We start from the raw sequence: 26487 nt of genomic DNA on the forward strand, positions 1-26487 counted from the left end.
AGTGGCCGGGCCCGGCACGGGCTTACCCGGCGCTGTGACGAAGCTGGCGCGAAAAGGGTTCGACAGGAATCGGGCGGTATGGATGTCCACCCCTAGCCACGGCGAATGTGACGTGATACTCTCTCGTTACTGGTTCGGAACGGGTTTCCTGGTTTCCTTTCTGTTTCCTTGCTAAGAACGAGTCGGTGGGTGTTCCGACTTGTGGTGGTGTTCTCGGACCAGTGCAGGCCCCGGGCGAAAGCCCGGGGTCTGATTCGTGCTCTGGGGTGTTCCCTTGTCCCCCTAGGCGTTCGCCGAGGCGAGATCCCCGTCCTCGGTCTCCTGCGCCGCACCGCCGTGCCAGGCGCTCCACAGTCCCGCGTAGTGCCCGCCGAGCGCGATGAGCTCGTCGTGGTCGCCCAGTTCGGCGACGCGCCCGTCCTCGACCACCGCGATCCGATCGGCGTCGTGCGCCGTGTGGAGGCGGTGCGCGATCGCGATCACGGTGCGCCCCTCCAGGACCGCCGCGAGCGCCCGTTCGGTGTCGCGGGCGGCGCGCGGGTCGAGCATCGCGGTCGCCTCGTCGAGGATCACCACGTCGGGGTCGGCCAGGATGATCCGCGCGAGCGCGATCTGCTGCGCGCTCGCAGCGTCGAGTTCGCGGGCCTTGCCGCCCAGCGGCGTGTCGAGGCCCTCGGGCAGGTCGAAGGCCCAGTCGGCGCCGACGGCCGCCAGCGCGGCGTCGAGTTCGGCGTCCGTGGCGCCCGCCTTGGCGAGGATGAGGTTGTCGCGCAGGGAGGCCGTGAAGACGTGGTGCTCCTGGGTGACGAGGGTGACGCGCTTGCGGCGCTCGTCGAGGGGCAGTGCGGCGACGTCGACGCCGCCGATGGCGGCCCGGCCCTCGCGGGGCACGTCGGAGCCGGAGATGAGGCGCGCGAGGGTGGACTTGCCGGCGCCGGAGGGGCCGACGACGGCGAGGCGCTGCCCGGCCGGGACGTGGAGGGACACGCCGTGGAGGACGTCGCGGCCGCTGCCGGGGTAGGCGTAGCGGACGCCGGTGAGCTCGACGGCGCCGTCGGCGGGCCGTTCGCTCGTGGCGCCGGTCTCGGCGTCCTCGGCCTCGGCGACGCCTTCGATGCGGGCCATGGCGGCGAAGCCGCGCTGGACCTTCTCGACCCACATGAGGAGGTGGTCGATGGGGAACAGGATCTGGCGGGTGAGGACGGCGCAGGCGGCGACGGTGCCGAGGGTGACGCCGCCTTGGAAGTAGAACGCGCCGCCGACGATGAGGACGGCGGCGGTGGGGAGGGCGTAGGAGCCGTCGAGGAAGGGGAAGAAGACGCTGCGCAGGTAGAGGGTGTAGCGGGCGGCCTTCCAGTGGCGTTCGACGGTGGCGTCTCCGGCGGCGTCGCGCTGGGCGCGGAGGCGGTAGGCCTCGGTGGTGCGGGCGCCGTCGGCGGAGGCGCCGATGGCGTCGCCGATCCCGGATTCGGCCTCGCGTTCGGCGAGGTAGCCGTGGCGGGCGCGTTTGAGGTACCAGCGGGTGCCGATGTAGAGGGGCGGGACGACGACGAGCATGCACAGGCCAAGGAGCGGGCTGGCCCAGAGCATCGCGGCGAGGAACACGATGACCTTGAGGAGGGAGACGGTGACCTGCGGGAGGCCGTCGCGGAACAGCATCCCGGCTTCGGGGACGTCGGCGGAGGAGCGGGTCATGAGGTCGCCGGAGCCGGCCTGTTCGACCACGGGCATCGGGAGGCGGAGGGCGCGTTCGACGAATTCGGTGCGCATCCGCGCCGAGAGGCGTTCGCCGAGGCGGTGGGAGACGAAGGTGCCGGCCCAGGTGAAGACGACGACGGCGACGATGGAGAGGACGAGGCCGAGCGCGAGGGTGTCGATGGAGTCGCCGGCGGCGAGGCGGTCGAGCATGTCGCCCAGGAGGATCGGGGCGACGGCGGCGGCGACGGCGCCGACGAGGTGGAGGCCGACGGCGGTGGCGGCGCGGCGCTTCTCGGTGGCGAGGAGGCGCAGGAAGGCGCGGCGGACGGCGGGGGTGTCGGCGACCGGCAGGAGGCCGTTGTCGGCGGTGGGGACTGGGGTGCTCACGCTGCCTCCCGGGTGACGAGTGCGCGGTAGTCGGGGTGTCCGGCGACCAGGTCGTGGTGGCTGCCGGTGGCGATGACCTTGCCGCCGTGGACGTACGCGACCTTGTCGGCGCGGCCGAGCCACAGCGGGGAGGTGGTGGCGACGGCGGTGGCGCGTCCGGCGCGGGCTTCGGCGAGGCGGTCGACGATGCGGGCCTCGGTGTGGGAGTCGACCGCGGAGGTCGGTTCGCGCAGCAGGAGGGTCTCGGGGGCGGCGGCGATAGCGCGGGCGAGGCGCAGTCGTTGGCGCTGGCCGCCGGAGAGGGTGCGGGCCTGGTTGTCCAGTCGCGTGTCGAGGCCGTGCGGGAGGGCTTCGACGACGTCGGCTGCGGAGGCGGCCTCGATGGCGGCTTCGACGCGGCCTTCGCCGTCGCGGGCGGCGACGGCGGCGGCGACGGTGCCCGCGAAGAGGTAGGCGTCGTGGTCGGCGACGAGGACGCGGCGGCGCAGTTCGTCGCGGTCGATGGCGGCGACGGGCACGGTGCCGAAGCGGGCTTCAGAGTCGGCGTAGCCGCCGAGGCGGTCGAAGACCTCGGCGATCTGCGCGGCGTCGGCGGAGGCGACGGCGAGGAGTTCGCCGCCGTTGACGGTGAGGCCGGATTCGGGGTCGTGGAGTTCGGCGCCTTCGGCGGGGCCCGGCAGGATCTGTTCGGGCGCTTCGCGTTCGGGGACGGCGAGGAGTTCGCAGACCTTGGCGGCGGCCACGCGGCCCTCGATGATGCGGTAGGTGCAGCCGATGAGCCAGTGGACGGGGAGCATGAGCGCGCCGGTGTAGCCGAAGGCGGCGACCATCTGGCCGGGGGTGAGGTCGCCGGAGGCGACCTGGCTCGCGGAGATCCAGATGACGACGCCGAGGAGGATCGCGGGGGTGCCTTCGCCGAGGGCGTTGAGCCACGCGGTGGGTCCGGCGACCTTGAACCCGGCTTCGCGGAGCGCTTCGGAGTCCTCGCGGTAGGAGGCGTTGAAGCGGTCCTCGCCGCCGATGCCGCGCAGGACGCGCAGGCCCGAGACGATGTCGGAGGCGCGGTCGGTGATGTCGCCGACGCGTTCGCGGTAGCGCTCCTGGCTGGCCTGGAGCTTGGAGAGGACGGGGCCGGTGATGAGGCCGACGGCGAAGACGCCGATGAAGATCGTCAGGCCAAGGGCGACGGAGGTGTTGAACAGGAGGATGCCGACGGCGACGAGGCCGAGGAGGCAGCCGGCGCTGGGCGAGAGGGAGTCGACGGCCCAGGAGATGCGGTTGATGTCGGTGGCGCCGACGGAGACGACCTGGCCCGTGGTGACCTTGCGGCGCAGTTCGTCGCCGAGGCGGTTGACCTTGCGGGTGGCGAGCTGGAGGGTGCGGTAGGAGGCGTCCATGCGCCAGTAGACGGTGAGGCGGTGGGACCACACGATCATCGCGGCGAAGAGGCCGCCGGCGGCGACGAGGCCGAGGGACCAGCCGACGAGCGCGCCCCAGTCGCGCTGGGCGAGGCCTTCGTCGACGGCGCCGGTGAGGAAGTAGGGGAGGATCGGGAGGCCGCCGAGGGCGATGCCGGAGGTGACGAGCGCGGCGGCGGCGAGGCCTTTGCGGCGCGAGGCGAGCCACAGCAGGAACCGCCAGGGCGTGCCCGGCGGCGTCGACTCGTCAACCCTGCGGCCGCCGGGCGGGGGCGGGCCGTCGAGCGGCAGTTCGGGGGCGCGGAGGATCCTCACTTGCCGAGCGTAAAGGGCGGGTACGACAACGGCAAGCCGTTTATCGCTCAAGAGCGGCCCTGAGCTGGGGTTCTTCCGGTGCGACCCAAGGGGTGAGACGTTCGCCGCATTCGCGGCCGCGGTACCGGCGTGGGGGTCGCTCGCGTTCGGCTCGTAGACTCGCGGGGACCCCCGAGGAGGCACCCATCCGAACGACGCGCCGCCGCCGCGCGGTCCGGCCGCTCGGCACCAGGCTCCTGGTGGCCGCCTCCGCGGTCGTGTTCGGTCTGCTCGGCTGGGTGGGCGCGCACGCGCTCTCGTCCTGGCTCCTCGACCACGCCCATGTGACCGGCCGCGCGCCGGACGTGTGGCGGCTGGACGAGCACGCCGACCAGGTCGCGATCCTGGCCGCGGGCCTGGCGATCGGGTCGCTGGCCGGGCTGGCGGCGATCCGGGTCCGGCCGCGGGCCTCCAAGCGGGCGGTGCGGGTCTCGGCGCTGCTGTCGACCGGCGCGTTCGTGTGCACCGACGCGGCCGAGCGTGCCGTGGCCGGGGAGTACCCGGTGCCGCCGCTCATGGTCCTCGTCCTCGGCCTCGCCGTCTACGCGTTCATCGGCGCGTGCGCCTCGCTGCTGTGGCAGTGCCTCGTCGGCGCGGTGCGCGGCGCGCTCGCGTTCCCCGAGCCGCGGCGATCCCCCGCGCTGCGACGGGCCCGCGCCGCCGCGTGCGGCCGCGGGGTCCTCGCGCGCGCCTGCCCGCCGCGGGTCTCCGCGGGCCGGTCGCCGCCCCTCGCCGCGGGACACCTCGACCTCTTACCGCCGCACGGGCTGTGCGGCGGTGTCCCCGCCGCCCGGGCCACGATGCCCTAGGGCTCCCTCCGCGCACTCCCGACAGGAGACCGCCGTGCCGAAGACGCGTTCCGAAGACCTCAGATCCGACCACGGGGAATGGGCCGGTGAGCGCTGGGGCGCCTCCGGCCGCCCCGTCCTGCTCCTCAACCCCGCCGAAGACGACCGCTCCGCCTGGTGGCCGGTGGCCGCGCGCCTCGTCGACCTCGGCGCCGTGTCGGTGCTCGACCTGCCCGAGGGACGCACGGTCGCCGACCAGGCCGAGTCCCTCGCGCTCCTGGCCGCCCGAGCCGGGGCCCGCGCGCCCGTCCTCGCCGGGCACGGCCGGGCCGCGCTCGTGGCGACCGTGTTCGCCGTCCGCTATGTGGCCCACGCGGTCGTGAACGTCGGGCAGCGCCTCGACGTGCCCGAAGCGGCCGAGGCCGGTGGCCGCCTCGAATGCCGGTACCTCTCGGTGTTCAGCGCCGAGCCGCGGCCGGGCTACGAGGCGTGGCTGCGCGTGCGCGTGCCCGGCGGCGAGTACGAGGAGTACGGGACGGGCGACGCCCACCCGCACCTGGGCTCCCCCGGCCGTTTCGCCGCCGACCTGCGCCGCGTCGCCTGCTGAAACCGATGGACGGATCCGCAGCGGCGGCAGTACGTTCTCCGCGATAACTCCACTGACGGGAAGAGGTGCATTTCGATGGCGGTCCTGACGGCCGCGGCCGGTGCGAACCGGGCGCAGAGCGACCACAACCATTGCGACAGAAGGATCTCCGAAAGTGGATCTCCCACGTAGTTTCACCATCCGCGAAAGCGGTCACCGACTGCTCAACCCGTTCACGACCGAGAAGCTCGCGATCCTGGGCGAGGCGCTGCGCATCGAGCCGGGCACCGCAGTGCTCGACCTCGCGTGCGGCAAGGGCGAACTGCTCTGCACCTGGGCGCGCGACCACGGTGTGCGGGGCACCGGCGTCGACATCAGCTCGGTGTTCACCGCGGCCGCGCGCGAGCGCGCCGCCGAACTGGGCGTGGCCGACAGGGTCGCGTTCGTCCACGGCGACGCCTCCGGGCACGTCGCGGACGAGCCGGTCGGCATCGCCGCGTGCGTCGGCGCGACCTGGATCGGCGGCGGCCTCGACGGCACCGTGGAGCTGCTGCGGCGCAGCCTCGCGCCCGGCGGGCTCATGCTCGTCGGCGAACCGTACTGGCGCCGGCGCCCCGAGGACGCCGCGACCGTGGCGGCCTGCCACATGGGCGACGAGTCGGACCTGTACGACCTGCCGGGCCTCGTGGCCCGGTTCGGCGAGCTCGACTGCGACGTGGTCGAGATGGTCCTCGCCGACCAGGACAGCTGGGACCGGTATGTCGCGGCCCAGTGGCTCAACGTCCGCCGCTGGCTCGACGCGAACCCCGGCGACGAGCTCGCCGGGGAGATGCGGGAGGAGCTGCGGACCGCTCCGGTGCAGCACGTGCGCTACCAGCGCGAGTACCTGGGCTGGGGCGTCTTCGCCCTGATGAACCGCTAGAGCGGCGCCGGAACGAAGGCGGGTCCCACGCGGGGCCCGCCTTCAGTTCGCTCCGTGCCAGGACCGCCACAGCCGCACGGGGCAACCGTAGCGAGCGGCCGCGCCGGACGGCAAACGGTCAACAACCGAGTCTGCTTCGCGCGTACGTCACCGGTTGCCGAAGAACGACTGCTGCTGGACCTGCATGGCGTTGCGGCGGTGGCCGACGAGGTCGACGACGAGGTTGACCAGTTCCTCGGGGTTGTTGGTGGCGCCCGCGGCGCGCGGGTGGGTCATGGCCCGCACCTGCGGATTGTCGGAGAACACGACGGCGGGGGTGGGGATGCCGCGCGCGACCATCCGATCGAGGAGGGCCATGCCCGCCACCTGGTCTCCGGGGTCGTTCTCGCGGTGGAGGTCGGTGATCACGAGGTCGCAGCCGTCGGCGTCGAGGTACCGCAGCGCCTCATCGGTGGACTTGACGGTGACGACGCGCATCCCCGCGGTGCGGAAGAGTCGGACCAGCGGTTCGTTCCAGTGCGGATGGTCGTCGACCCAGAGGATCGCGCCGCCCTGAAGGAGGTCGGCGGCGGCCGCGAGCCTGGTGGCGGCGCGCAGGCCGCGCTGAGGATCGGTGGTCACGGCGTAGTAGGACGGCGGCCGGTGCGCGGTGGTGCCCACGGTCGGCGGATAGAGCGGGCCGATCGGGTAGCCCTGGTGCGGCGGAACGGGCGGGTACGGCTTGACGGGCGCGCTCGGCGGAGTCTCCGCCGACAGCGGCTCGGCTTCGGGTCCGGTCTGGACGCCGTCTTCGTCGAGGAGTTCGTCGAGGTCGACATCGTCTTCGGTGACCGGCCCGGGCTGCTTCGGCAGCGGCCGCCGCAGCACGAACGTCCGATCGCCGTCGGCGGGGGCGCCGGGCGGTCCGGGCAGCCAGGTTCCCGTTCCCGTCCGGGCCTCGACCGGGGTCCAGGAGGTCGGCTCGACCGATCCGGGGGGATCGCGGTCGTCCGGCCCCTCGTCGCCCGCCGTCGGGTCGCTCGGCACCGGGGTCTCGGGACCGCGGTTGAAGGCCTGCTCGATCGCGTCCTGCGCGAAGTCGACCGAGACGAACGGCGATTCGACACGGGTCATGCGGTGCGCCTGCTGAGCGAGGAGCCGCTTCGCGAGGACCAGAGCCGCGATGGCGAGGCCGATCCACAGGAACGCCGGCAGCACCTTGATCAGTTCGATCCAGATGGCTTCACTCATGAACGGCTCCAAGGGAGGGGGTACCGGGCCGGGCATCTCAACCATAATGGGCCGAGGCCACCGTTCCGGCACCCCCTCGCGCTAGCGGGTGAGCACCGCGTAAAGCGCGATCCAGCGGTCGGGCGCGACGAGTCCGACCGGCGCGTCGCGCGCGATCCCGGCTTCCGCGCAGGCGCGAGCGGCGAGGCGGGCTGGTACGGCCCGGCGCAGCGAGGCCGAGAGGGAGCCGCCGACGCCGGAGAAACCGAGGTCGACGAGGTCGCGGTAGTCCTCCAGGGCCGCTTCGGGAAGCAGCGGTTCGGGGCGGCGCGTCAGATGCAGGACGGCCGCGTCGACGGCGGGGACCGGGCGGAACTTCGCGCGGTCGATGCGCGTCCCGAGGTCGAAGTGCCACGTCGGCCAGTGGGCGACGGTGAGTCGGCTCCAGCGGCCGTAGTCGCCGGTGTGCTTGCGGGCGAACTCGCGCTGGACGACGAGGGTGGCGGCGGTCAGGGTGCGGGCGGCGAGGCACCAGCGCACGATGTCGGTGGTGATGGCGAAGGGCGCGTTGGCGACCACCGCGAACGGCTCGTCGGGGGCCCTGGCGTCGCGGAAGTCGCCGAGGCGGCACTGGAAGCGAGGGTGGTGGCCCAGGCGCGAGCGCAGGCGTTCGGCGAAGTGGCGGTCCTTCTCGTAGGCGACGACGCGGCGGGCGCGGTCGAGGAGCGGCCGGGTGAGGGCGCCGTCGCCAGGACCGACCTCGACGACGAGGTCGACAGGGCCGACGCCGGAGGCGGCGACGATGCCGCGCGCGATAGAGGGGTCGGCGATGAAGTTCTGCGACAGGGCCTTGCGGTTGGAGGTCTTGCGGTCGGCGGTACGGCCCTCGCGGGCGCGCGGGAACTGGCTGCGGGACATGGCGATCCTTGCGGAGTAGTCGAATCGGGACTCGATTCGCCCAGGTCCGCGCACGGACGCGGCCGGTGCCGCCTGAGGGCACCGGGGAAGGCTGACGCGTGCGGGCCTAGGCCGCCGCGCGGATCCGCGTGTAGGTGGGTCCGAACGCGGCGCACGCGTTCGTCCCGGGACTGCCTGACATGGCGCCGAGACTAGCCGGTGCCGCGGTCGGCGTCGAGCCGGTTTCCGGGGCGGGGCCGCGGGATCGCGTCGGTGTCGCCGGTGCTGTGGCGGCCGGGCACGTGCAGGCGCAGCACGGCCTCCCCGGCCCAGCCGGGCACCGAGCCGGGGCGCGAGGCGAGCGCCATGGACGCGAACGCGAGCGGCACCGTCCACAGTGCGGGCTGCGCCAGGAGGATCGAGACGGGGCCCGGCTCCAGGTCGAGGACGGCCGAGGCCAGCGCCGCGCCGGTGGAGGAGCCGGCGCCGATGAGCAGGCCGACGGTGGCGCCGGTGGCGGTGAGGCCGCGCCACCAGATGCCGAGGGTGAGCAGGGGGCAGAAGGTGGAGGCGGCCACCGCGAAGGCCCAGCCGACCAGGACGTTGATGTCGACGTCGGCGGCCGGGAGGGCGAGGGCGACGGCGAGGACGGTGCCGACGACGACTCCCAGGCGCAGCCGCGAGAGCGACCCGCCGAACAGGTCGTGCGAGAGTCCGCCCGCGAGCGCGAGGAGCAGGCCCGAGGAGGTCGACAGGAAGGCCGCGAACGCGCCTGCGGCGACGAGGGCGGTGAGCACGGCGCCGAGGGTGCCGGGGACGATCGCGCCCGGCACGAGGACGGGGACGACGTCGGTCTCCTCGGGGTCGGGGGTGACGACGCGGCCGAGGAGCCCGTAGACGACCGGGAAGAGGTAGAAGAACCCGAGCAGGACGATGACGCTGACGGCGACGCGGCGGGCCGCGCGGGCCCCGGCGACGGTGTGGAAGCGCATGACGACGTGCGGAAGTCCCATGGCGCCCAAGGTGGTCGCGACGAGGACGGAGACGGTGGAGAGGAGGGAGTGGCCCGAGCCGTCGAGGTCGAGGAGGGGGCGGGTCCAGCCGGGGTCGGCGGCGATCGGGTTGAGCGCGGCGTCGCGGCGCTCGGGTCCGGCGAGGGCGAAGAGCGCCACGGCGGGCCCGGCGATGAACGCGAGCTTGACGAGGTAGTGGAAGGCCTGGACGTAGGTCGCCGAGCGCATCCCGCCGACGGCGATGGTGGAGGAGACCACGAGTCCGGCGCCGACGACGCCGATCCAGTAGGGGATGCCGGAGACGAGTTCGAGCACGACCCCGGCGGCCTTGAACTGCGGCAGGAGGTACAGCAGCATGATGACGAGGACCACGAGGCCGCACATGCGGCGCAGCCGCGGCGAGGCGAGCCGGTACTCGGCGAAGTCGGGGACTGTGTAGGCGCCGCTGCGGCGCATCGGGCCCGCGACCAGCGCGGCGACGAGCACGTACCCGGCGGTGAAGCCCACGGCGTACCACATGGCGCCGACGCCGTTCTTGACGAGCAGCCCGGCGAGGCCGAGGACGGAGGCGGCCGAGACGTACTCGCCGGCGATGGCGAGGGCGTTCCAGCCGGGGACGATGCTGCGGGAGGCGACGAGGAAGTCGGGTGTGGAGCGCGCGGCGCGGACCCCCCAGACGCCGATGAGGACGCTGGCGACGATGACCGCGCCGATGGCGGCGAGGCCGAGCATCAGGGGCCGTCCCCGTGGTGGGTGTCCTCGATGCGCTCGGCCCGGCGCACGTGGAGCGCGGCCAGGGCCAGCAGGATCGGGTAGGGCACGAAGAACAGGAGGATCCAGCCGAGGTGGCCGGGGGTGAGGGCGGCGGCGGTGAGGAGCACGGCGAGGGCCGATAGGAGGGCCCCGGCGGTGGTGACGGCGAGGCGGCGCTGGCGGCGGAGGGCGTTCTCGGCGGCGTCGAGGTCGATGGCCGAGGAGGGCACGGGCGGGCGCCCGGCGAGGTGGGAGAGGCGGCCCTTGGCGTCGGCGCCGCGGCGCTGGGCGAGGCGGGTCTGGGGGCTGGTGACGCGGACGCGCTGGTTCACCGGTGCGCCTTCGCGAAGGCGCGCACCGGGAGTCGGGGCGCGGGGGCGGTCACTGGGTGCGGCCGCCTTCGCGGGCTGCCTGGAGGAGCCGTTCGCGCAGGAGCCGGGAGTGGCGCCGGCTCACGGGGACCTCGCCGACCTCGGTGACGGCGACGAGGCCGGCGGTGGAGGTGACGCGCAGTTCGGTGACGGCGGCGAGGTTGATGAGGAAGGAGCGGTGGGCGCGCACGAACCCGGCGGCGTCCCAGACCTCTTCGAGGTAGGTGAGGGACTGGCGCAGCAGGTGGGAGCCGCGTCCGATGTCCTTCTGGGAGCAGTGGAGGCGCACGTAGTCGCCGTGGGCCTCGGCGTAGGCGATGTCGTCGCGGCGCACGAACACGGTGCGCCCGGCGAGTTCGACCTGGACGACGGCGAGGTCGTCGGCCTTGTCCCCCACCGGCCGTCCGGTGCGGCGGCGGCCGAGGCGCGCGACGGCCTCGGCGAGCCGTTCGGGGCGGAAGGGTTTGAGGAGGTAGTCGGCGGCGCCGAGCCCGAAGGCCTCGACGGCGTGGTTGTCATAGGCGGTGACGAACACGATCTCGGGCGGGTCGGAAAGGCGCTTGAGGATGCGGGCGACGTCCATGCCGGTGAGGCCGGGCATGGCGATGTCGAGGAACGCCGCGTCGAAGGAGCCGGATCCGAGCAGGCGCACCGCCTCGTCTCCGCCTGCGGCGCAGCGGACTTCGCCGACACTGGGCAGTTCGGCGAGCTGCCCGGCGAGTTCGGCCCGGGTGGAGGGCTCGTCCTCGACGACGAGGAGGCGCAGTCCGGCACTCATGCGTGCACCCCCCGCGCGTATCTGGGGATGCGGACGGTCGCCTTGGTCCCCGCTCCGGGGGCGGTGTCGAGCCACAGGCCGTACTCGGGGCCGTAGACCGCTCGGAGGCGCCGGTCGACGTTGGCGAGCCCGATGCGCCCGCCGCCCGCGTGCTTGCCGGTCAGGATGGCTTTGGCCGCTTCGGGTTCCATGCCCGCGCCGTCGTCCTCGATCTCGATGACGCACAGGGCGCCCTCGGAGAAGCCGCGCACGGCGATGTGGCCGGTGCCGGGGCGCGACTCGAAGCCGTGGCGGACGGCGTTCTCCACGATGGGCTGGACGACCAGGAAGGGTATGGGCACGGGCAGGACCTCCGGGGCGATGCGCAGGGTGATGTCGAGTCGGTCGTCGAAGCGGGCGCGCTGGAGTTCGAGGTAGGTCTGGACGGCCTGGAGCTCGGCGGCGACCGTGGCGAAGTCGCCGGTGCCCGCGAAGGAGTAGCGCAGGTAGTCGGAGAAGTCGGTGAGCAGCTCGCGGGCCCGCTCGGGGTCGGTGCGGGTGTGGGCACTGATGGCGGCCAGCGCGTTGTGCATGAAGTGCGGGGAGATCTGGGCGCGGAGGGTGCGCAGGTCGGCGGCGGCGATCCGCTCCCGGGAGCGGTCGAGTTCGGCGTGGTCGAGCGCGGTGGCGACGAGGTGGGCGGCTTCGGCGAGTTCGGCGTCGCTGACGTCCCCGGCGACGAGGAGGCAGCCGGCGAGGTCGCCGGAGACGACGAGGGGCGCGGCGCGCAGGGGCGGGGCGGTGACCGGTTCGAGGAGGTCGAGGCTCTCGGTGAGGATGCCCAGGGCCGCTTCGGTGTCGAGGGGTCCGGCGACGGCGAGGAGGCGTTCGCAGTCGGCGAGGGCGACGGCGTCGGCGGCGAGGAGTCGCGCGAGGCGGCGGGCGGCGGTCTGGGCGCCCTTGTCGGTGAGGCCGTCGGCGAGCGCCTCGCCGATCTGGCGGGACAGTCGCAGGGCGCTGAGGGTCGCCGCGCTTCCGGAGCGCCGTCGTTGGCGCTGAGGAGTGAGCCTCACCGCGCGAAGGGAGGCCCGGATGCGACCGGGGATCACCCCTTCACTGTAACGTGGCGCACATTCGGGGGCGGGGAGGGCCGGTCGGCCTTCCCCGCCCCCTGGGCCTCAGTGATTCACGGCCCGCTCAGAGCCGGCTCCGGTGAGCGCCCGGACCTGGAGGGTCGCGAACTTCTCGGAGTCGGACTCGTCGCTCGTCAGCGTGCCGACGACGGCGCACAGGAGACCGAGCGGGATGGAGACCAGGCCCGGGTTCGACATCGGGAACCATGCGATGTCGACCCCTTCGCCGAGCAGCGAGTTCTCGGCCCCGGAGAAGACCGGGGAGAAGACGACGAGGGTCAGGGAGGCGATGAGCCCGCCGTAGATGCCCCACAGCGCGCCGCTGGTGTTGAACCGCTTCCAGAACAGGCTCAGCAGCAGCGTCGGCAGGTTCGCCGAGGCCGCCACCGCGAAGGCGAGGCCCACCAGGAAGGCGACGTTGAGGTTCTGGGCGAAGATCGCCAGGACGATCGCGACGACGCCGATGCCGATCGAGGCGAGCTTGGCGAAGCCGACCTCTTGGCGCTCGGAGGCCTGCCCGCGCCGGAGGACGCTGTTGTACAGGTCGTGCGCGAGCGACGAGGACGAGGCGATGACCAGGCCCGACACGGTCGACAGGATGGCCGCGAAGGCCGCCGAGGCGATGACCGCGAGCATGACCGACCCGAGGGTCGACCCGCCCACGTCACCGCCGACCACTTCCGCCAGTTGCGGCGCGGCGGTGTTCCCGGCCTTGTCCTGCGCGGTGATGGCCTCGTAGCCCACGATAGCGGCGGCGCCGAAGCCGAGCACGAGCGTCATCAGGTAGAAGGCGCCGATCAGGCCGATGCCCCAGTTGATGGACTTGCGGGCGACGCGGGCGTCGGGGACGGTGTAGAAGCGGATGAGCACGTGCGGGAGGCCGGCGGTGCCGAGCACCAAGGCGATGCCGAGGCTGAGGAGGTCGAGCTTGTTCCACATGGTCTGGACCGCGTCGCCGGGTACCTCGACGCCGTACCGCAGGCCCGGTTCGAGGAACGCCGCGCCCTGGCCCGAGGCGGTGGCCGCGTCCTCCAGGAGGTTCGAGACGTTGAAGCCGTACTGGCCGAGGACCATGATCGTCAGGACGGCCGCGCCGCCGACGAGCACGCAGGCCTGGAAGATCTGGACCCAGGTGTTGCCCTTCATGCCGCCCAGGGCGACGTAGAGGGTCATGATGAGGCCGACGAAGACGATGCCGACGATCTTGGCGGTCGCGGCGTCCATGCCGAGGAAGGTCTCGCCCTCCTTGATGCCGAGCAGGAGCGCGATGAGCGCGCCCGCGCCGACCATCTGCGCGAGCAGGTAGAAGATCGAGACGCTCAGGGTGGAGACGGCGGCGGCGGTGCGGACCGGGCGCTGGCGCATCCGAAACGAGAGCACGTCGGCCATCGTGAACCGGCCGGTGTTGCGGAGCATCTCGGCGACGAGGAGCAGCGCGACGAGCCAGGCGACGAGGAAGCCGATCGAGTAGAGGAACCCGTCGTAGCCGAACAGGGCGATCGTCCCGGCGATGCCGAGGAACGAGGCGGCCGACATGTAGTCGGAGGCGATCGCGAAGCCGTTCTGCCACGCCGAGAAGCCGCGCCCGCCGGAGTGGAAGTCGGTGGCGGTGCGGGTGTAGCGGTGCCCCCAGATGGTGATGCCGATGGTGACGGCGACCGTGGCGAGGAACAGCACCATGGTGAGGGTGCGGCCGGAGCCTTCGGCCTGGGCGAGGATGTCCATCAGCGGTCCTCTCCGTAGTGGACGGCGTCGTGGAGCTCGATCGCCTTGGGGTCGAAGTTGCGGGAGGCGTAGCGGGAGTAGCCCCACGCGATGCCGAAGGTGGAGAGGAACTGCCCCAGGCCGAGGAGGAGGGCGACGTTGACGTTGCCGAAGACCACGGTGCCCATGAAGTCGCGGGCGTAGGCCGAGAGCAGGACGTAGAGGAGGTACCAGGCGAGGAAGCCGAAGGTGGCGGGGACGATGAATCGGAACAGGGTGCGTTTGAGTTCGGCGAACCGCGGGTCGTCGTGCATGGCGGCGATGTCCGCCTCGCTGACCTCGGGGGGTGGACCGTCGGCGTCGGGACTGGTGGTCATCGGGCCTTCCTCCTTGCTGGGCTGTTGCTGGGCTGCGCCCGGTCCCGGTCGCGTCGGCGCCGTGCGGGCCGGGCCGACGCGGAACCGGGTTTGTCAAGGAACCTATGAGCCTCAGGAGGCAGTGAGAAGCATCGATGTGACGTGGGTCGCCGGATCGCCGTCCTCCTGCGACGAGGCTGCGACGGGGCGTCGCCGAACGGTCGGCGAGCGGTCTGTGAACGGCGCGAACGAAAGGGCGCCTCACGGCCGATGAATCCGCGCCGCCCGTCTCGTCTGCATAGGGAAGAGGACCGAGGGCGGGCCGCGCGAGCACCCGTCGGCTGAGAGGACCCGCCGATGGCGACCAAGATGATCTTCCTGAACCTGCCCGTCGCGGACCTGGGCCGGGCCAAGGGGTTCTACGAGGCCCTGGGTTGGGCCGTCAACCCCGACTTCACCGACGAGAACGCCGCCTGCGTCGTCGTGGACGACAACATCTGCCTCATGCTCCTCGTCAAGGACTTCTACACGACCTTCTCCGAACGGCCCGTCGCCGACACCGTCGCCTACTCCTCGGCCGCCTACGCCCTGGCCCTCCGCACCCGCGAAGAGGTCGACGACCTCACCGAGGCCGCCCTCAAAGCCGGCGGCGCCGAAGAGGACGCCCGCAACGACCGCCGCGTCCAAGAAGCCGAAGTAGGCATGTACGGCCGCACCTTCCTCGACCCCGACGGCCACCAATGGGAGCCCTTCTTCATGCCCTACCCCCAGTCCTGACCCCCGGAAACCCCGAAGGGCCGCCCCGCTTCACGCGGGGCGGCCCTTCGCCACCGTCAGCCCGGCGGCTGCGGCGGTTGGTTGGGCGGCGGACTTTCGGGAGGCGGCGGAGCCGCGCCGGGCTGCGGCGGTCGGCCGGGCCACTGCTGCGCACCGGGCGGGTACATCGGCGGCGGGTACGGGTACTGCCGCTTCCTGCCCGCGTGCACGGCGACCAGCACGATCGTGAGCACGACCGCGGCCACCACCGCGACGGCGCAGAGCAGCACAAGCAGATGCCAGGGTTTCAAGGCGCCCAAGTCGAGACCTCCGTTCGGGAGGTCGCTCTGGGAGGGGGTGTCGGGCAATTCCTCCAAATCGGATCCTCCAAAGGGGGACGGCGAAACTCAACCCCCATCATCCCAGCCCCGCACCCGAACCGACTCCCCCGAGCAGCCCGCCCCGCCCGCCACCGGGGCGTCACTCCATCGACGGAAGGCCTGCTCAGTCCTCGAACAACTCCTCGACGCGGTCGACCACGACCACCCGCTGCGTCCAAGCCGCCAACACCTCGGGGTCCTCGCACGACTCGATCCGAGACACCGCGTTGTAGTCGGTCTGGATCGAACGGGCCGCCAGCAGACCGATGAGACCGGCCCTCTGGCGCCTGAGCTCTTCGCGGCGACCTTGTTCAAGTCCGCGCTCAAGACCCTGTTCGAGACCCTGTTCGAGACCCTCCGCGAGGGCGTCCTCCCTGCCCTCGCCGGCCATCCGGGCCTTCGTCCGGCGCCACCACTCGGGTTCGGCCTCCCGGTTCATCGTCTCCTCCATGACCACTGTGAACTCCTCGCCCTTGAGCTTGCTGAGATAGTAGGCGTAATCCTCCGCCAACGTGGGACTCGTCGTTTCCAGTCCTTCCTTGAGCACCGCCATGAGCTTCGACAGCTCCCCCGCATCCCGCGGCATCCGCCGCATCACCATCGTCATGACCTGGAGTTGCAGGCTCCTGCCGAACGCCTCCGGATCGTCGATCGGCGCCAGGTCCGAGGGACCGATCGCCATCGGCGTCACGACGCTGTGCGCGCCGAGCCAGAGCCCTTCGCGATACCTCGAAGCGAGCGCATCGGTCCGGCAGATCATCACCAGCTCGGCCGGCAGCCCGTAGTCCTCGTGGACACGGGCGACATAACCGGGCAGCCGGAGCGCCTTGTCGTCCTTCCAGACCGACTGCACCTCGCAGAGAACCATCATCGCCGAATCGTCCTCGAATCCGAGCCTGACGACACGGTCCGCGCGTCGCTCCTTGAGGATCGGGGCACCGATCGACTCGGCCCGCGTGGACGCTCCGACGAGCAGCTCGCTTCTCACCGGGCTCCCGCGCACTCCACTGTGATGCCAGGCGTCGGTGCACACGGGCACCGCTCGTTCGCGCCCGATCTCGAACAGCTCCCACGAGACCCCCGGCTCGTCCATGATCAGCTTGGCGATCACCTCATGCCAGTCACCTGCCACGTGCGACTCCCTTCTTTCGTCCGACTCGCACATCAGTTCCAACGAGGGGATGAGAGAAGGGAAACGGGCTCATGGTGTGGATCACAGATCGGGAGTCGGGCTCGGGAATGGGCGGGGCCCGGCGCCTTCGGCGCCGGGCCCCAAGGGGGCGTTTGGTTATTCGCGGTGTTCCATGGGGAGGCCGAAGAGGGGGAAGAGCTTGGGGGTGTCGAGGAAGTAGTTGAGGCCGGCGATCTTGCCTTGGGCGATCTCCAGGATGGTGATGGACCAAGGGGTCCAGAGGCCCGGTTCGTCGTCGCTGGGCTTGTAGTGGCCGAAGGCGGGGTGGCCGTTGGCGTCCTCGACGCGGACGAGCTTGGAGCCGCGGCAGGCGGAACCGGTGCCGAGCAGGAACTCCACGACGCTGTCGTGGCCCTGGACCCACAGGGGGAACGGGGGCATCTGGAAGGCGACGTCGTCGGCGCACAGTGCGGTGAGGGCCTTGAGGTCGTAGGCCTCGAAGGCGCTGACGTAGCCGTCGATGAGCTTGCTCAGGTCGGCGTCGTCGATGGCGTAGGCGTCCGCGGGGCGGGCCTGGACCTGCTCCATGGTGGCGCGGGCGCGCTGGAGGGCGCTGTTGACGGAGGCGGGGCTGAGCTGGAGCGCCTCGGCGGTCTCGGCCGCCGAGAAGCGCAGGACCTCGCGCATGAGCATCACGGCGCGCTGCTTCGCGGGGAGGTGCTGGACGGCGGCGACGAACGCGAGCCGCAGCGTGTCCTTCGCTTCGGCCGCGGCGGCGGGGTCGGCGCCGAAGGCCATCGAGTCGGGGATCGGCTCGACCCACATGTAGTCGGGCTCGGGCGCGGGCAGCGGTGAGCCGGCGTCCGAGGCGGGGGCGAGGTCCATCGGCCGGGCCCGGCGCTGGGGGCCCTTGACCATGTCCAGGCACACGTTCGTGGTGATCTTGTACAGCCACGAACGGAGGCTGGAGCGGCCCTCGAAGGAGGCGTAGGACTTCCAGGCCCGCGTGAAGGCCTCCTGCACGGCGTCCTCGGCCTCGAACGACGAGCCGAGCATCCGGTAGGCGTAGGCGCACAGCTCGCGCCGGTGCGGCTCGAACTCGGCGAGTATCTCGTCATTGAGCACAACGTTCATGGCTCCAGCCTTGCACAGACCACCGACACCTGTGAAGACGGTTCGCGCGCGATCGCGCTGGCCGCGGCCGCTCCGGCCGTTCCCTTGTGGCCGCGCCGGTCAGCGGCGGCCGCGGTGGTCGGCCATCCAGCGCTCGAACGCGTCGGGGCTCATGGGCTTGGCGAAGTGCCAGCCCTGGCCCGCGTGGCAGCCCCAGCCCTCCAGCTGCTTGCGCACCGCCTCGTCCTCGACCCCCTCGGCGACCACCTCGACGTCGAGCGCCCGGCCCAGGTCGATCGTGGTGGAGACGATCGCGGCGTTGTCGGGGTCGTCGACGAGGTTGGTGACGAAGGACTTGTCGATCTTGATCTCGGTGACCGGCAGCCGCCGCAGGTGCTGCATCGAGGAGAACCCGGTGCCGAAGTCGTCCAGGCTGATCCCCACGCCGAGGTCGGAGAGGCGCTGCACGTTGACGACCACGCGCCGCGGGTCGGCCATCAGCGCGGACTCGGTGATCTCCAGCTGGAGCTTCGAGGCGTTCACCCCGTAGGCGTCGATCCGCTCGGTGAGGAAGTCGGTGAACTCCGGCGACTGGAGGTCGCGCACCGAGACGTTCACGGCCATGCGCAGGTCGTAGCCGGTCTCGTTCCAGGACCGGAGCTGGCGCAGGGCGATGTCCACGACCCGCTCGGTGAGCATCCGCATCACCGAGGAGTGCTCGGCGGTCTCGATAATCTCGGCGGGGTTCACCACGCCGCGCTCGGGGTGGTTGTAGCGCAGCAGCGCCTCGGCCCCGATGACCTCGCCGTCGGCGAGGCGCACCTGCGGCTGGTAGAAGAGGTTCACACCGGGGGCGTCGGGGTGGTCGAGAGCGCGGCGCACGTCGCCGAGCAGGCGCAGGCGCTCGGGCGAGTGGTGGTCGTACTCGGGGGCGTAGCGCGCGAACGAGGAGGCGCGCTGCTTCGACTCGTACATGGCGATGTCGGCGTGGCGGAACAGGGTCTGGAAGTCCTGGCCGTCGTCGGGGAAGACCGCGATGCCGACCGAGCCGTCGACCTCGACGCTCGCGTCGCCGAGCACGATCGGCGCGTCCAGGCGGGCGCGGATCTCGCGGGCGCACTCCAGCGGGTCGGTCATGCCGTCGATCTCGGCCCACACGAACGCGAACTCGTCGCCGCCCAGGCGCGCGATGGCCTTGCCGGGGGGCTTGTCGGCCAGGAACCGGTGGGCGAGCTCGACCAGGAGCTTGTCGCCGATCTCGTGCCCGAGCGCGGAGTTGACGTCGGCGAAGCGGTCGAGGTCGAGGATGAGCACGGCCACGGCCGTGTTCGTCTCGCCCGCGTCGATGAGCTTGGAGTCGACGAGCTCCTGGAAGCCCTTGCGGTTGAGCAGGCCGGTGAGCGGGTCGTGGTCGGCCTCGCGCTCGCGGTCGGCGGCGGCCTGGAGGATGCGGTAGACGCTGAAGATCGGGATGGCCGAGGCCGCGACCAGCCACCACGAGGACATCGCGGCGGTCGCCAGGATCGGGGCGATGGCGATCTGGGTGACGCGCAGGGCCCACTCGCTGCGGGCCCACTGCGCGAAGAGGTCGGTCCAGCCGCCGCCCAGGCGCAGGGCGGTGCGGGTGGCGACCAGGCCCCAGCTGACGAGGGTCCACACGATCCCGGCCGCGAAGACGGCGAACACCTGCGAGGCCGAGCCGGCCCACTCCCCCGCGCCGCCGAGCGCGTCCCACACCAGCCAGGCGAGCGCCAGCGCGATGCCCTGCTGGGACATGTTGAAGACGGTGCGCCAGCCCGCGGAGGAGATCTGGACGGAGAGGACGACGAGCGCCCCACACTGGACGATGAGCGCGGGGAGGAAACCCCAGGTCACCATGGTCGCGAGGACGTAGACGAGGTAGATCGAGGCGATCGGGGACATCCACAGGCCGCCCCAGCGGGTGGGGCGCAGCTCGGCGACCAGGGCGAGGGCCGCGGTGAGCCAGAACGCGAAGGGCACGCCGAACCAGCCGCCCTCGGGCACCTCGCCTTCGGCGGTCACGGCGACGGCGCACACGATCGCGCCCACGGCGACCGCCGCCAGGAAGCCGTAGTAGCGGCCTGGATGCTCGCTGGGCGCAGTGTTGCGCATGAGCGTCGTGGCCATATCGCTCCTCCCACTGCCACACCGTTCCGCGGTGACGCGCCAGAATCACCTTGGACCAGTCGTGGCCGACTCCTCTGTCATATCGCGAATTTCGCTCCCAGACAACGCTGGGAGCACATGCGGCACACTTGTGACCAGGCGCGACATGCTCGTAACTGAAACCGTTATCCACCCGTTGCCGGCAGTCGGCCCCGGGGTCGATTTCGGACGCGGCGGCCCGTTCGGGCGAAGGGGTCCGGCCCGGCGGCGCGCTCGCGGCGACCGTCCACGGGATGACGCTGCCTTGTTGTAACGAGGCTCCCCCCTCACTGGAATACGGATCGTTACCGACTTGTGATCAATCTGGTTCGCTCCCGTCGCCGACCGCCGGGGCCTCCTCGTCGGGGGCCTCAGGGGACTCGGGGGCGGGGAGCCCTTCGGCGAGGAACCGCGCGAAGTCCTCGCCGCGCACGATCGGGACGCCCAGGCTCAGGGCCTTGTCGTACTTGGAGCCGGGCTTGTCGCCCGCGACGACCGCGCCGGTCTTCTTCGAGACGGAGGAGGAGGGCTTGCCGCCGCGGGCCTTGACGGCGGCGGCGGCGCCCTCGCGGGTGTGGTCGGGGATGCCGCCGGTGATGACGACGGTGAGCCCTTCGAGGGTCTGCGGGAGGGCCGCGGCCGGGTCGGGGGCCTCGTCGCGCATCCGCACGCCCGCGGCGCGCCAGCGCTCGACGATCTCGCGGTGCCAGTCGACGGCGAACCAGTCCTTGACGGCGGCGGCGATGACGGGCCCGACGCCGTCGACGGCGGCCGTCTCGGCCTCGTCGGCGGCGGCGATGCGGTCGAGGTCGCCGAAGTGCTCGGCGAGGGCCTGCGCGGAGACGGGCCCGACGTGGCGGATGGAGAGGGCGTTGACGACGCGCCACAAGGGCTGGGACCGGGCGGTCTGGAGGTTCTCCAGCATCTGCTCGGCGGTCTTCTTCGGGGCGCCGTCCTTGTTGGCGAAGTAGGCGACGACCTTCTGCTCTCCGGTCTTCTCGTCGATCTTGGGGAGCCCGGTGTCGGGATCGCGGACGACGACGCGGATGGGCAGGAGCCGGTCCATGTCGAGGTCGAAGACGCCGCCTTCGTCGGTGAGCACCGGTTCGGCCGGCTCCAGGGGCTGGACGAGGGCGGCGCAGGCGATGTAGCCCATGCGGTCGACGTCGAAGCAGGAGCGTCCCGAGAGGTAGGCGAGGCGCTCGCGCAACTGGCCGGGGCAGGAGCGGGCGTTGGGGCAGCGCAGGTCGACGTCGCCTTCGGCGGCGGGGGCGAGCGGCGAGTCGCATTCGGGGCAGCGCTCGGGCATGACGAAGTCGGTCTCGGAGCCGTCGCGGGCGGCCTCGACGGGCGCGACGACCTCGGGGATGACGTCCCCGGCCTTGCGCACGACGACGGTGTCGCCGATCTTGACGCCCTTGGCCTTGACCTGGTCGGCATTGTGGAGGGTCGCGAACTCGACTTCGGAGCCGGCGACGCGGACGGGCGCGAGCACGGCGTAGGGGGTGGCGCGGCCGGTGCGTCCGATGGAGACCTTGATGTCGAGGAGTCTGGTGTTGACCTCCTCGGGCGGGAACTTGTAGGCGACGGCCCAGCGGGGGGTGCGGGAGGTGGCGCCGAGGCGGCGTTGGACGTCGAGGCGGTCCATCTTGACCACGACGCCGTCGATCTCGTGGACGAGGGCGTGGCGCTTGGCGCCGAACTCGGCGATGTAGTCGAAGGCCTCGGCGAGGGTGGCGACGACCTTCCAGTAGGGGCTGGTGGGCAGGCCCCAGGCGTCGAGGGCGGCGTAGGAGTGGGACTGGGAGTCCGGTTCGAAGCCGCGCAGGGCGCCGAGGCCGTGGGCGATGAAGCTGAGGGGGCGCTCGGCGGTCTTGGCGGCGTCCTTCTGGCGCAGGGAGCCGGCGGCGGCGTTGCGGGGGTTGGCGAACGGGGCCTTCCCGGCGGCGACCTGGGCTTCGTTGAGGCGGGTGAAGTCGGCGGTCGGGAAGTAGACCTCGCCGCGGACTTCGAGGAGTTCGGGCACGTCGAAGCCCTCGGCGGCGGTGAGGCGCTGGGGCACGGCGGCGATGGTGGCGACGTTGGCGGTGACGTCCTCGCCGGTGGTGCCGTCGCCGCGGGTGGCGGCGCGGGTGAGGGCGCCGTTGCGGTAGACGAGGTCGACGGCGAGGCCGTCGATCTTGACCTCGCAGAGGTAGGGCTCGTCGGGGACCTCGGCGGCGACGCGGTCGGCCCAGGTCTGCACTTCGTCGAGGCTGAAGACGTCCTGGAGGCTGAGCATCTTCTCCAGGTGGGTGACGGGCGCGAACGCCGCGGAGAAGGTGCCGACCTGCTCGGTGGGCGAGTTCGCGTTCTTGAGCTCGGGATGGGCGGTCTCGAGGTCGACCAGCTCGTGCATGAGGTCGTCGAACTGGCCGTCGGAGACGGTGGGCGCGTCCTCGGCGTAGTAGCGGCGCCGGTGCTCGGTGATCTCGGCGGCGAGGTCCTCGTGCCGGGCGCGGGCCGCCTCGAATCCGGGGGCCTTCGCGGGCGCGTCCTCCGCGTGGTCTTCGGTGCCGTCCGGGCCGGCCTCAGTGGTGCTCACGGCCCCATTGTGTCAGCTGGGTCCGACGATTCGGGGAGGACGAAGCGGTAGATGTTCACATGAGGACTCGCATCGTCCCGTCCAAGCTTATGCAAGCCGTCACCTTCCGTTCAGGTCGTGATTCCCTGCGACTCGCATCGGGCCGGGAGGATCGGCGGCGTAATGCGCGGCCCCGTCCCTCGAACCGCCCCGGCGCGGCTCGCAGGCCGCGCATCGGCACCGAAGGAGCTCAGGCTGTGGTGACTCTGACGACCGGCGGCGCGAACCGCCGGAGCTTCCTGCGCCGCGGCGCCGCCGCGGGCGGGCGTTTCGCGGTCGGCGCGATGGAGGGCCTGTCGGCCCGCGCCGTGCGGGCCCGGGACGGCGAGCGCGACCGGGTGAGCCCGGGCAACGGCGGGTACGGCGACCTGCGGGCCCTGACGCGGACCGATCCGGATTCGGGCGCGTCGCGGACGCTGCTGCTGCCCGAGGGCTTCGACTTCGCGGTGTGCTCCGCGGCGGGCTCGCCCATGCGGGACAAGGTCCCCACGCCGCCGGCGCACGGCGGCATGGCCTGCTTCGCGACCGGGCGCGCCGGGGAGTGGCGGCTCGTGCGCGGCCACGGCGCGCGGACGGCCGCGGCCGAGGAGGGGCGCGGCTACGACGCGCTGGGGGCGGGCGCGACGACGACGTTGAAGGTGCGCTGGGAGGACGGCGCGCCGCGCTTCGAGGAGGTCTGGCGGTCCCTTTCGGGCACCGTTGCCGCTCGCGCGGGCGGGCCGACCCCGTGGGGCTCGTGGCTCTCGTGCGAGGCGACCACGGCCGGGACGGGCGCGGGCTGGGCCCGCGACCACGGCTACGCGTTCGAGGTCCCTTCGGCCGAGGAGGGCGAGGTGGAGCCCTTGCCGCTCAAGGCGATGGGCCGCTTCGTGCACGAGGCGGTGGCGGTGGACCCGCGTTCGGGCGCGGTGTACCAGACCGAGGATCAGCGCACGGCCGGGTTCTACCGGTACGTGCCCGACGCGCCGGGCGACCTGGCCGGGGGCGGCCGGCTGGAGATGCTCAAGGTCGGCGGCGCGTGGAACTTCGACACGCGCACCGGGCAGCGCTCCGGGCGGTCCCTGGCGGCCGAGTGGGTCGCGGTCGACGACCCGGACCCGGCGGGTGCCGAAGCGGACGAGCTGGCGGTGTTCAACCAGGGCTGGGCGCGCGGTGCGGCGGTGTTCGGGCGGCTCGAAGGCTGCTTCTACGCCGACGGCGCGGTCTACTTCGCCTCCGCCTCGGGCGGCGACGAGGGCGAGGGCCAGCTGTGGGAGTACCGGCCGCTGGGGCGCGGAGGCGGGACGCTGACGCTGGTGTTCGAGTCCCCCGACGCGGCGCTGCTGTCCTATCCGGACGCCGTCGCGGTCTCCCCGGGCGGGAACCTCATCCTGTGCGAGAACGCCGGGGCCGCTCCGGCGCTGCGGGGCGCGACGCGGGAGGGCGAGGTCTTCCCGCTGGCCCGCGGTGAGGACGGCGCCGCGTGGCGCGGGGCCTGCTTCTCCCCCGACGGGCGGGTCCTGTTCGCGAACCTCCAGGACCGCGGCGACGGGGCGCAGGAGTCGGCCGTGACCGTGGCGGTGTGGGGCCCCTGGAGCAAGGGCGTGCTCTGAGACGACGTGCGCTGAGGCATTGACGAAGACGAAGGGCCCGGCCGGGCGGCCGGGCCCTTCGCGTGTCCAGGTTCCGTTCGCGTCCGCGCACGGCGAGGCCTTTTCGCGTGCGAGGCGGCGGCGCCGTGGATTCGGTCCGGCGGGGCTCGGTGGGCGTTCCTGCGAGGGCCCGCGGGCCGACACGCCGCATATTTCAACACGTGATGAATTTCTGTGGTAGCTTGAGGGCATCAGACGTCGCTGCACTGGAGGACGACATGCCACCCACCCCCGACACCGCGATCGAGGTCCGCGACCTCGTGGTCGACCGCGGCAAGAAACCCGTGCTCAAAGGCGTGTCGACCGCCGTCGCCGCGGGCACCGTCACCGGCCTGCTCGGGCCCTCAGGCTCCGGCAAGACCACCTTCATCAGAGCCGTCGTGGGCACGCAGAAGGTCAAGTCCGGCACCGTCGAGGTCCTCGGGCGCCCCGCCGGGTCCAAGCCGCTGCGCAGCCGCGTCGCCTACGTCACCCAGGACGCCTCGATCTACCCCGACCTGTCGGTGAAGGCGAACGTCGCCTACTTCGCCGCCCTCTACGGGCGCGGCCGGTCCGAGGCGGCGGCCGCGATCGAGCGCGTCGGCATGGCCGACCACGCCGACCACCTCGCGGGGAACCTCTCCGGCGGCCAGAAGACCCGCACCTCGCTCGCGTGCGCGCTCGTCATCGAGCCGGAGGTCCTCGTCCTCGACGAGCCCACCGTGGGCCTCGACCCGGTCATCCGCGAGGAGCTGTGGGACCAGTTCAGGGAGCTCGCCCGCCAGGGCGCCACGCTCCTGGTCTCCAGCCACGTCATGGACGAGGCCGACCGCTGCGACCGCCTGCTCCTGCTGCGCGAGGGCCGGTTCATCGCCGACGACACGCCCGCCGACCTGCGGGCGGCCACCGGCACCGCGAACCTCGAAGCCGCGTTCCTCCACCTCATCCGCGACCTCGAGAGGGCGGACTAGCCATGTCGATCCGCATCACGTTCATCACCGCGGGCCGCATCCTGCGCCAGCTGCTCAACGACCACCGCACGGTCGGGCTCATCCTGGCCGTCCCTGCGCTCATCATCGCCCTCATCAGCGCCATCATGGACGACGCGCCGGAGGTCTTCGACAAGACCGGCCTCATCCTCCTGGCGGCCTTCCCGTTCATGCTCATGTTCATGATCACCTCGATCACGCTCCTGCGCGAGCGCACCGGCGGGACGCTGGAGCGGCTCATGACCACGCCGACGGGGAAGCTCGACCTCGTGGTCGGCTACGCGCTGGCGTTCGGCGCCGCGGCGGCGGCGCAGACGACCGTGGCGGCCACCGTCGCGTTCGCGTTCCTAGGCCTCGACGCGGCCGGCCCGGCGTGGGCGGTCTTCCTCATCTGCATCGTGACCGCGCTGTTCGGGATGGCGCTGGGGCTGTTCGTGTCGGCCTTCGCGACCACGGAGTTCCAGGCTGTGCAGTTCATGCCCGTCTTCGTCGTCCCGCAGCTGTTCCTGTGCGGGCTCATCTGGCCCGCCGACCAGATGGCGGGCTGGCTCCAGGGCGTCTCCGACGCGCTGCCGCTCACCTACGCGGTCAAGGCGCTCGCGGAGGTGCAGGTCAATCCTGAGGTCACCGGAGCGATGTGGGGGGACCTCGCGGTGGTGTTCGCTGCGGTCCTCGTCGCAACGGTCCTCGGAGCCGCGACGCTGCGGCGGCGCACGAACTAGGGTCGGTGCGTGGCAAGAGCGAAGCGCGCCGGACGGCGATCAGGCAATCCCGACACCCGGGCCGAGATCCTGGCCGCCGCCCGGCGCCTGTTCGCCGAGGAGGGCTTCGAGTCGGTGTCCATGCGCCGCATAGCCGCCGAGGCCGGCGTGGACCCCTCGCTCATCCACCACTACTTCGGGTCGAAGGACGACCTGTTCCTGGCCGCGATCGAGCTGCCGATGGACCCGGCCCCCGAGGTCGAGGGGGTCCTCAAGGGACAGGATCTGGAGGGGGCTGGCGGGCGGCTCATGCACGCGTTCGTCGCGATCTGGGACGGCCCGCACCAGGACAAGCTGCTCGCGATGGTCCGCTCCAGCCTCTCCAAGCCCGCCATGGCGTTCGTGCTGCGCCAGCTGTTCGAGCACCGGATCGTCACGACCGTGGAGCGGACGCTGGGCGACCAGGTCGACCACATCCCGGTCCGGGCGGGCTTCATCGGCAGCCAGGTGTTCGGCCTGGTCGTGACCCGCTACATCCTCAAGCTCGAACCGCTGGCGTCACTGAACGCCGAGGAGCTGGCCGAGACGGTGGGCCCCACGATCGACCGCTACCTGACGATGCCGGTGGACCGCCTGCTCGAAGGCCGCTGAGGTCTTGACGGTCTCCTGAC

The 26487-nt window shown here is 72.2% G+C and carries 23 protein-coding genes; 8 read left to right on the top strand and 15 right to left on the bottom strand.

All coding sequences use genetic code 11. The features are described from left to right. Positions 1 to 282: 282 nt before the first annotated feature. Together E9998_RS15420 and E9998_RS15425 are read right to left on the bottom strand one after the other, a co-directional pair. Positions 283 to 2085 (bottom strand): ABC transporter ATP-binding protein, encoded by a 1803-nt coding sequence (locus E9998_RS15420; RefSeq protein ID WP_192907099.1) that lies wholly within the window; start codon positions 2083 to 2085, stop codon positions 283 to 285. Further along, positions 2082 to 3818 carry an ABC transporter transmembrane domain-containing protein gene (locus tag E9998_RS15425; protein WP_158299826.1) on the bottom strand — a complete coding sequence of 579 codons (1737 nt, stop codon included), beginning with the start codon at positions 3816 to 3818 and terminating at the stop codon, positions 2082 to 2084. Before E9998_RS15425 ends, E9998_RS15420 begins: the two co-directional genes overlap by 4 nt. Positions 3819 to 4057: 239 nt before the next feature. Here E9998_RS15425 and E9998_RS15430 point away from each other — a divergent pair, with 239 nt between their 5' ends. The 3 genes from E9998_RS15430 to E9998_RS15440 all read left to right on the top strand — a co-directional run bounded on the left by E9998_RS15430 (position 4058) and on the right by E9998_RS15440 (position 6153). After that, on the top strand, positions 4058 to 4666 hold the full coding sequence (locus E9998_RS15430; protein ID WP_136530593.1) for a hypothetical protein: 609 nt from the start codon (positions 4058 to 4060) through the stop codon (positions 4664 to 4666). A 34-nt stretch (positions 4667 to 4700) separates the two neighbouring features. Then, positions 4701 to 5252 carry an alpha/beta fold hydrolase gene (locus E9998_RS15435; RefSeq protein ID WP_136530594.1) on the top strand — a complete coding sequence of 184 codons (552 nt, stop codon included), beginning with the start codon at positions 4701 to 4703 and terminating at the stop codon, positions 5250 to 5252. Positions 5253 to 5406: 154 nt separating this feature from the next. Further along, positions 5407 to 6153, top strand: a complete 747-nt coding sequence (locus E9998_RS15440; RefSeq protein ID WP_136530595.1) for an SAM-dependent methyltransferase — start codon at positions 5407 to 5409, stop codon at positions 6151 to 6153. Positions 6154 to 6300: 147 nt separating this feature from the next. Here E9998_RS15440 and E9998_RS15445 read toward each other — a convergent pair whose 3' ends face one another. The 8 genes from E9998_RS15445 to E9998_RS15480 all read right to left on the bottom strand — a co-directional run bounded on the left by E9998_RS15445 (position 6301) and on the right by E9998_RS15480 (position 14367). Beyond that, complete coding sequence (locus E9998_RS15445; RefSeq protein WP_136530596.1) at positions 6301 to 7383, bottom strand: response regulator; 1083 nt, start codon at positions 7381 to 7383, stop codon at positions 6301 to 6303. 81 nt (positions 7384 to 7464) lie between these two features. Beyond that, complete coding sequence (gene erm / locus E9998_RS15450; protein WP_136530597.1) at positions 7465 to 8280, bottom strand: 23S ribosomal RNA methyltransferase Erm; 816 nt, start codon at positions 8278 to 8280, stop codon at positions 7465 to 7467. 191 nt (positions 8281 to 8471) lie between these two features. Next, positions 8472 to 10007, bottom strand: a complete 1536-nt coding sequence (locus E9998_RS15455) for a sodium/solute symporter (RefSeq protein ID WP_136530598.1) — start codon at positions 10005 to 10007, stop codon at positions 8472 to 8474. Then, positions 10004 to 10357, bottom strand: coding sequence for a hypothetical protein (locus tag E9998_RS15460; protein WP_136530599.1), 354 nt, complete (start codon positions 10355 to 10357; stop codon positions 10004 to 10006). Before E9998_RS15460 ends, E9998_RS15455 begins: the two co-directional genes overlap by 4 nt. Before the next feature lie 49 nt (positions 10358 to 10406). Continuing rightward, a complete protein-coding gene (locus E9998_RS15465; RefSeq protein WP_136530600.1) occupies positions 10407 to 11174 on the bottom strand; it encodes a LytR/AlgR family response regulator transcription factor in 768 nt (255 codons plus the stop codon). Continuing rightward, the gene (locus tag E9998_RS15470; protein WP_136530689.1) at positions 11171 to 12166 is read right to left on the bottom strand and encodes a sensor histidine kinase; all 996 of its coding nucleotides are present in this window, start codon (positions 12164 to 12166) and stop codon (positions 11171 to 11173) included. Before E9998_RS15470 ends, E9998_RS15465 begins: the two co-directional genes overlap by 4 nt. Positions 12167 to 12331: 165 nt before the next feature. Further along, entirely contained in the window at positions 12332 to 14011 is a 1680-nt protein-coding gene (locus E9998_RS15475) for a solute symporter family protein (protein ID WP_136530601.1), read from the bottom strand. Continuing rightward, the gene (locus tag E9998_RS15480) at positions 14011 to 14367 is read right to left on the bottom strand and encodes a DUF485 domain-containing protein (protein ID WP_136530602.1); all 357 of its coding nucleotides are present in this window, start codon (positions 14365 to 14367) and stop codon (positions 14011 to 14013) included. The genes E9998_RS15475 and E9998_RS15480 overlap by 1 nt, the downstream gene beginning before the upstream one ends. 336 nt (positions 14368 to 14703) lie before the next feature. Between E9998_RS15480 and E9998_RS15485 the strand changes: the two genes are divergently transcribed. Continuing rightward, positions 14704 to 15123 (top strand): VOC family protein, encoded by a 420-nt coding sequence (locus E9998_RS15485; RefSeq protein WP_136530603.1) that lies wholly within the window; start codon positions 14704 to 14706, stop codon positions 15121 to 15123. 56 nt (positions 15124 to 15179) lie between these two features. Here the strand turns inward: E9998_RS15485 and E9998_RS15490 are convergent, their stop codons facing one another. From E9998_RS15490 to ligA, 5 genes are all read right to left on the bottom strand, one after another. After that, positions 15180 to 15479 (bottom strand): hypothetical protein, encoded by a 300-nt coding sequence (locus E9998_RS15490; RefSeq protein ID WP_136530604.1) that lies wholly within the window; start codon positions 15477 to 15479, stop codon positions 15180 to 15182. A gap of 127 nt (positions 15480 to 15606) precedes the next feature. After that, entirely contained in the window at positions 15607 to 16656 is a 1050-nt protein-coding gene (locus tag E9998_RS15495; protein WP_136530605.1) for an RpnC/YadD family protein, read from the bottom strand. A gap of 114 nt (positions 16657 to 16770) precedes the next feature. Beyond that, entirely contained in the window at positions 16771 to 17748 is a 978-nt protein-coding gene (locus E9998_RS15500) for a sigma-70 family RNA polymerase sigma factor (RefSeq protein WP_136530606.1), read from the bottom strand. Between the two features lie 99 nt (positions 17749 to 17847). Then, positions 17848 to 19875, bottom strand: coding sequence for a putative bifunctional diguanylate cyclase/phosphodiesterase (locus tag E9998_RS15505; protein ID WP_136530607.1), 2028 nt, complete (start codon positions 19873 to 19875; stop codon positions 17848 to 17850). Between the two features lie 337 nt (positions 19876 to 20212). After that, complete coding sequence (gene ligA / locus E9998_RS15510) at positions 20213 to 22477, bottom strand: NAD-dependent DNA ligase LigA (RefSeq protein WP_136530608.1); 2265 nt, start codon at positions 22475 to 22477, stop codon at positions 20213 to 20215. 239 nt (positions 22478 to 22716) lie between these two features. On the opposite strand from ligA, the gene E9998_RS15515 reads away from it, so the two are divergent. The 4 genes from E9998_RS15515 (at position 22717) to E9998_RS15530 (ending at position 26467) form a co-directional block, all read left to right on the top strand. Continuing rightward, positions 22717 to 24108, top strand: a complete 1392-nt coding sequence (locus E9998_RS15515) for an alkaline phosphatase PhoX (protein WP_158299827.1) — start codon at positions 22717 to 22719, stop codon at positions 24106 to 24108. Positions 24109 to 24365: 257 nt separating this feature from the next. Continuing rightward, a complete protein-coding gene (locus E9998_RS15520) occupies positions 24366 to 25097 on the top strand; it encodes an ABC transporter ATP-binding protein (RefSeq protein WP_136530610.1) in 732 nt (243 codons plus the stop codon). 2 nt (positions 25098 to 25099) lie between these two features. Further along, entirely contained in the window at positions 25100 to 25837 is a 738-nt protein-coding gene (locus tag E9998_RS15525) for an ABC transporter permease (RefSeq protein ID WP_136530611.1), read from the top strand. Positions 25838 to 25846: 9 nt separating this feature from the next. Further along, positions 25847 to 26467, top strand: coding sequence for a TetR/AcrR family transcriptional regulator (locus E9998_RS15530; protein ID WP_136530612.1), 621 nt, complete (start codon positions 25847 to 25849; stop codon positions 26465 to 26467). Positions 26468 to 26487 lie beyond the last annotated feature (20 nt).

Source organism: Glycomyces paridis (genome assembly GCF_004912155.1).
Taxonomy (GTDB): Bacteria; Actinomycetota; Actinomycetes; order Mycobacteriales; family Micromonosporaceae; genus Glycomyces; species Glycomyces paridis.